Origin of the sequence: Pseudomonas sp. NPDC089918, from assembly GCF_050280605.1 — a bacterium.
Taxonomy (GTDB): Bacteria; Pseudomonadota; Gammaproteobacteria; order Pseudomonadales; family Pseudomonadaceae; genus Aquipseudomonas.
In genome coordinates, this window is sequence record NZ_JBNNVP010000064.1 from 20728 (window position 1) to 28061 (window position 7334).

The 7334-nt window shown below is 57.0% G+C and carries 1 protein-coding gene; it reads right to left on the reverse strand.

The window, feature by feature from the left end; all coding sequences use genetic code 11:
• Nucleotides 1–60: 60 nt before the first annotated feature.
• Entirely contained in the window at nt 61–7140 is a 7080-nt protein-coding gene (locus ACQKPC_RS28405) for a TcdA/TcdB pore-forming domain-containing protein (RefSeq protein WP_427627942.1), read from the reverse strand.
• Nucleotides 7141–7334: the final 194 nt, after the last annotated feature.

A 7334-nucleotide genomic window follows, 5' to 3' on the forward strand; every position in this document is an offset into this window, starting at 1 on the left:
AGTTGTATCAACCTGCTGCTTTTTTTCGGCCAGGACGTAATCGCAGACAACTGCCGGTGATTAAACCACCAGACTCGTTTCCAACTCAGCAATCGACACGCTCAGCAGCTCTTTGAGCGTTGCACTGTCATGCGTGCCCTGCCGAGCGACCAACCTCTGCACCAATGTTGAAACGCTATAAGGTCGATGCCCTTCGAACCCGAGCAAGACTTCGCCTCGCAAGTTGACATCCGTCGCATACACCTCACGAAAGATCACATTGTGCCCGCTGTCCGGATCAATGATCACCAAGTGTTCCTGGACGATGCTCAGCAACAACTTTTCAGGGGCATCCAGCTCCCAGATCAACTTGCCGGGAATCGGCGCCGCGCTGCCCAGCGAATGCCGGCAGTCGAGGATGACCGATTCGAGCCTCAGCCAGGCCGCCTTTGACAGTTGGTAACTCACCGCGCCTTGCCCCATGCGCAGGATCAGGGTCGTGACATCGTCCGGTATCAGCGGCAGGACATCGCCGATCTTCATCTGGCCTTCAATGACCAATACCTCGGCATCGCGCTGGACATAACTGAGTGGCCCCGCATACCCCATGTCCGGGTAGGTCAGCAGTAGTCCGTCCTTGTCTTCATGAAGCAACACGTTGGTTTGTTGTTGCGTTCCCAGCAGCTCAAAGGACTCCGGAATCGCGGCCTTTGCCACCCGAATCACACGCTCGGTTCCGGTGACAAACCACATCAGGCTACCGGATTCCTCCACCGACAGCAGCGCGGTATGAGGCTGGCTGTCCACCAGTTGTTTGAGGCCCTCGTGCATTCGGCCATCCTGAGCAATGACCCACTCACGAGTGACACCGGTAATCCATGCCGGTTCTTGATCACGCAGCTCGACCATCACGCCGTCAAACGTTGTGCCACGCAGTCCAGCCACTTCTACCGTCAGCTCGACAAACTGCCAGGGCGCCCACTCACGCTGCGCGGCGGGTAACGCGTCCGCCAAGAGCAATCGCGCCCCCTGACCGAATGCAGGCTCCAGTTTCTGCGGATCGATAAATGCCTGACGATAGACCTCGCCGCTCGAGACATCGAACAACCAGGCCGCCTCGCTATCCGGGGTTACGCTCAGTAAACGCACCTCCTTTCCATGTCCGAGATCAGCCAGCAGCAACCGATTGCCGACGTACCAGGCGCACAAACTCGCGTCGCCACTGAAGTTGGTCAAGCCGACAAGGGCAAAACGCTCGGCCGCGTGTTGCCGGGCAAGCGGTTCCAATGCGGCCCACCAATGCACACGATCCTTGAGCCACGGTTCACTCAAGCCTCCCAACTCAAGGTATCCCTGGCCAGTCACGTTGAAGAACAGACCATCAGACGTCAGCGCCACGTTCCCACCTTCAACAGCCACGACATTCTCCAGCTTCTCGGGCTGCACCCACGTGTGGGACCACTGTCCTTTGCCCCCCACCACGGTGCGCGACTCGCGGCATAGAAGCTGTTCCTGCCTGTCGTAGATGACAAATACATCGCCCTCGTCCATCGGTGTGAGCAGCGTCAGATCAGTCATGTTGCTGATTGAGTCGGCCCATCCGCGGCCATGATGAAGTCTTGAGGAGGGACGAATGATCAAGTGGTCACTGTCACGAACCCAGGCCATGTCCCGTGTGTTCGCTTCGAACTTCCAGCAAACCGAAACAAAGGGGGCCGGCTGCCAGTCGACGGTGACAAAGGTGCTTTCGCCAGTGACTGGCGTAAAGGGGTAATAGCTGCCCAGTACCTGCGACCAGTCAGTCAGTGTGTCGCTGGCACTGAAGACCGATTCCAGCGTCCGATCCATGTCGCGGGTGACCGAGCTCAGCAACAATTGCCCATCATGGATCATGTAGGCCAGTACATCGCTGGCCTGATCCTCGCGAGCGACTTCCTGTATGACGTGAATCACCCCCCGGGCATCTGCCTCGATGTGCTTGATGGTGGCTTCCGTATTTTTAAGCAGCAACCGATAACGATGAGTGAGCAGCCCGGTGACCGCCTCGACTTGCCAGATCTCGTAATTCTGCGGTTCGTAGAAATAGGCGTAGCCACCAGCCACCACTCCCAGCAGCGCTTCATCAGCGGCCAGTACCTCCTCGTTACGGATGTACAGGAAGCGCTCCTCCTTCGCGTCATACCAAGCGGTGGTATATCGGGGTTCATCCGGCTTCTCGAAGGGAATCAGATAGTGATGAACCGGCGTATACGGCATCACCAGACGATGCTCTTGAGCCAATACTTTGAAATGCTCCTGCAGCGTCTGTCGATCCATGCCTGGTGGCACATCCTGCTCGACAAGGGTGAGGGTCTGTTTGCCGCGCTCAACCTGGAACACTTGATTGTCCGTGATCCGGACCAGGATTTCGTGACGACCTTTTCCTGCGAATTCCACCTGAACGTCACCGATAAACAATGCCCCGAAACGCTCCAGCCGAATATCGCTCTGACTGGCCCAAGAGGCCTCCAGCACCCAGCTCGATAGCTGCAGGCTCGGCGACTCGAGTGTCAGATTCACTCCAGGATTGAGCACCAATGCACAGTGCTTACCGGCGCCTTGAATCTGATAAGTGACTTTCCCGTGCCAGATCGGGGGAAGAACAGGCACTACCAGCGAGCGCTCGACGGCATCGAGCAGCACATTGATCACTGTTGGCCGATAGACAGGGAACAGGCGATAAAGGATGTAATCACTGGGAAATGAATAGAAGGAAAACAGAAACAGCCGCCCGCCATCCGCTTTCTTTTTCTCCAGACGTCGAGCCGTGTCGAATCCGGTGTCATGGCGCAGCGTAGCGAAAGGCAGTGCCTTGTACTCGTAGCCATAACAGGTTTGCGGTGTGCAAGGCAGCACGATGGCCTGCCCGGCGGGCGGAGTGAAGGTTATGCGACCGGGCAGGCCCAGTTCTTGACGAATATCGATCGCCCGCTCGTAATCGTCATCAAAGGTCGGCACCCCGAAATGATCGCGTAACGGGTAAAGCCTGGGGCTGTCGAGCAGCAATTTGCCGGCGTTCAGATCCAGCGTCTGAACAATCAACGACGAGCGCGGTATCCACGCGGCCAAAGCGCTGTCGAATCGATAGGCTTGGCGATAAGCCTTTTCAACTTCATCGAAAAACAGCCCGACCTGTTTGGCTTCTTCGGCGATGGCGGCAAAACCCTGAGCCAGTGCCGTCAACCCCACTGCCAACCCGGCCAGCATCACAGCGGCCCCACCCAGAAACGCCCCGGCTGTTGTGACGCCGGCGGCATAAGCGCCTGCCGACAACACCAGACTGGCCGAGTCGAAAGCCAGTTGCGTCCCAAACTGCGCCCGCTCGACATCGTTCTGCGCGGTCGTCAACTGGTAGATGTCGAACCCGACATTCGCCAGCTGCAGCAATCCTCCGCTCGCTTCGCCCACACTCGGCCCCACAGCGGCTTTAACCACCGGAGCGACAGTACGGGCAATCAGTTTCTCTTCCACCAGCGCCTGTCGAACCAGGCCTACCAGACCCGCCACATCGACCACATTGCCATGCACCAACTGCGCGTAATTGACATAGGCATGCAACCGGACAGCCAGGGTCAGGGACCGATCGGGTCCTTCCTGTTCCCTCAACGCGTTCATCAGCGCTTGTATGGCGAAGCCAGCGTTCAGGGTATGGACACTACCAACATCGGTAGGATCGACAGGATCGCCCGGAACGGATGATTGATTGGCCAAGGCTGCAAAACGTTCCGAGAGGTAATTTTTTATGCGCAAGAGTCTCGGGTCATCGGTGAAGACTCGTACCACGTGCTCAGGGTTTGCAGGGTCGACCAAGCTCATCCGGTACATCCCGTCGGGCATGATCTCCAGGGTTTCGAACAACGGTACAAGGTGGGGTGCCAGCTGATTCTGCTGCTGAAGGCGGGTCGTCACTTGCGCGATCTGTTGCCCCCACCCGTGACTGTCCAGCGCCAGCAGACAACTGCCCAGGCGAGGGTTACTCATCAATGATTGTCCGCGGGCACTGGCCAGACGCTGCCTGACAGGGCGTTGCGGCTGTCCCGCCAACGTGCCGGGTTGCAGCAGTTGCGAGACAGAAGTTGAGCCAGGCAATGCCACTCTCGACACCCGCGAGCCTTCCAGCTCGATCAGATCGAAGGTCGGACGCGCCGCATCGCCATAGGCCGCGTAATGCCTGGCCATCTTCTGCCGGAGGAAGAACTGTTCCAACGCCTGTCTGAACTGGGTCGGATGCTCGAACTCGAATACGCCAAAATTCGGATCATAGAAGTGATAAGTGCTGCGTTCGCCCTCAACGGTTTTGGCCACCAGCATGGCGTGATTATCGGAGTTGAGCATCAGCGTACTGGTGGCTGTTCTGGCTTGCAGAATGTCCACAACCTGACTCAGATCCGAACGCCCCAGCACGCTGCCCACCTCACTGATCTGCACATCCCGCAACGCCTCCAGGCTGTGCAGAAAGATCGCTGAATCACTCCCTTGCGGCTCGATTACCCCCAGGTAGAATCGCTCGCGCAGAATGTTGGCCGCGGCCTTCCCCTCCGACAAGGCTGCCGCCATCACCAGGGCCAGTGGATAACAACGCCCACCCACCCTGTCACCGGAGCCCTGAAGCAATAAATCCTGCGGGACAAGCTTGACGGTGCCCGCTTCGAAACCGTCCAGAACAACACCGAGGCGCTCGACAATCTGGTCACGGTATTCGAGTTTCGCCACCTGCTGGATTCGGGCCACTTGCTTGCCCCACCGGCGCAGCGTCAAAGGTTGCTCAAGCGCGTTTTTCTTCAGCCCCAGGGCGGTTTCGGAAAGCGCTGGCGGATGATCGAGAGGGCTGACAAGCCCGGCCAGAAACCCGGGAGCCTGGCGTTGATACAGCGCGTGTTCGATCGTCGCGTAGCGGCCCGCCGCGCCTAGTTCGCTGAAGCTGTTGGCCAGGTTATCCAGCTGCGGACGAACCGTGTCGAAGCTGTGATTATCCAATGCCTGCGCACCGGTCAAGGCGCCGAGCAGCAGACGCTGCAAGGGGCTCAACTGAGCGACTTCGAGGCTACCCTTGGCGAGTCGGCTCAAGAGTTCATCGATAGGCAACTGTTGTGTCTGCGGATCGCTCAATGATGCAGGCGGCAGCGCATCGGGGCTTTGAGCGAGGATCGATTGGCGGTCATCGAAGCTCAGGGATACAGCCTTGTCGAAGGTCACCGTACCGTTATGGCTACGACTCATTGTCCGCATGAACGGCTCGCCCAGCTCATCGGCCAGATGCTGCAACAGCTCGGTGGACAGCACATGTCGGCCCTCGATTACCGGCCAGCCTTCCTCAAAATCAATGCTCTGGTGTTTGAGCAGTTCCGCCATGTTTCCTGTGTAGCGGGCTTTCAGTTCGCCATCGGTCCAGCGTTTTTTTTCCGCTTCGAACCAGACCTCCGTATTTTCAGCGTTTTCTTTCCATGAGTGGTCCGTCTCCTCCTCTGTAGCGTTGTTGAACCCAGTGTGCAACCGTACCGCATCCCGAAATTCAACAGCGCCACCCGGCGTCAAAAGCTTGCTTTCGTAGTCCATTAGACCGGCCCGTACAGCTCCCGGCCCTGTCAGGAATATCGAGCCCTGGGCTTGGGGACGGATGCCGTCACTGAAGTAATCGGCGACCCCCCTACACAAGTTACTGGCCCGATAATCATCGCTGCCGGATTTTTGGTCGAAGATATCGAATTCGTCCCTGAGTACTTCCTCCGTTAGCTCATAAATGCCATTGGCATCGTAGAGTTTGATTTTGCGCTTGTCGGCCTCGAGCTCAACCGCTAGCAGTACATGCAGGTGGATCTCGAAGCGCTCGATAATGGCTTCCAGCGCCGCCGACCCGGGATGGCTAATAATCAGCGCATTGGACTCGCCATTGTCGATCATCGCCAACTGCAAACTGTCGGGCCGAACATTGCGATTCTCGAATGGAACAAACACCTGTTCTAACGAAGGTGCGCTTTTGGCAAATCTTTCCAGCGCATCGCGATGCGCCGCCGGGATTTGCCCAGAGTAGTCGGTGTAACGACTGCGCAGCGTCTGGCGACCCGGCATCCAGTGAGGATTGTGGTCCAGCAATAGTTGCAAGACACCTAGCCGTGCGTCGAGCTTTAGTTGGTTAACGTCAATACCAGCCAGGTTCTGAGCAAGCGGCGGCAAGAAATCCACGTCGTTGTAGATGCCGCCCTCGCCATGTTCCACCAGCACCCGCACAATGTCCGAAGCGGCGGCGAGATTGCCGCGCAAGGACATTTCACGGTTATAGAAATCCTCCAGTCGCGAGAATGCTCGGAGTTCATGAACATCGCGCAACCGCATACCCTCTTCATTGAGGTTGGCCATGAGTTGAGCGTTTTTATCCCTCAACGCACGCAGGGTTACCTCGTCCTGACCGTAGCCGCGAACCAGCAAGTCCATTCGCGCCTCATCAGCACTGTTACCGCGTTCGGTCGCCTGATTGATGTGCATGTACATCTGGCGCTTCAACGCAGTGGCTCGCTCTTCATACCGATCGGCCAAATCATGGCCGGAGGCAACCCGTCCTTCGCCGGACAGCACATCAGCCTTTGCTGCCTCGACAATGATTCGATTGGTTTCGTGAACCAGTAACCCATCGCTGTCATACCAGACATTCAGCCCGTAGCCTTCCTTGGCCATCACCTGCTTCCAAACATTGATGTAGTCGCGCTGAATCGCCCCGACGCCACCCCCAAGCCAGACGAAATGCAGATTCTTCGGCACTTCGGTGGCAGGTGTCTTCAGTTGCTCAAGGCTGTTGTGCAGGCGCGCTTCGAATCCCTCTACTTTGTTGTAGATTTGCGCCAATTCATCAGCCTCGGTACCACCATTCAAAGGTGGCTCCGACTCTGCCGCGCGGCGCCGGCGGCTACCTCCCTCCAAAGCCCCCAATGCTTGTTTTAGCAGCCCTAACGGCTCCAACAGTTGTGGAGAACCCAGCGAATCGATACAACCCAAGTAATAGCGAAACACCGCGTCATATTGATCGGTGCCCTTATATGATATTAATGCCTGCTCAAGATCCACTCGCTTGAACAAATCCACAAAATTGACGTAGCCATCCGTCAACGAGAACTTAGACTCACTCATAAACAACACTTCCATTTATCGTATATAAAAAAGCCGAAACCGACTCTAGACAATGATAATTCCACAAGGGCACTCAGGCACCCGGGCATTTAACCTGTTATAAATAAAGCGAAGAAAGCGCCGCCGTTCCAAGACGGGCATCGAGCATCAATACATTTAGAGGTATATCGCCGAAGCGTCACACAACCTCTTTA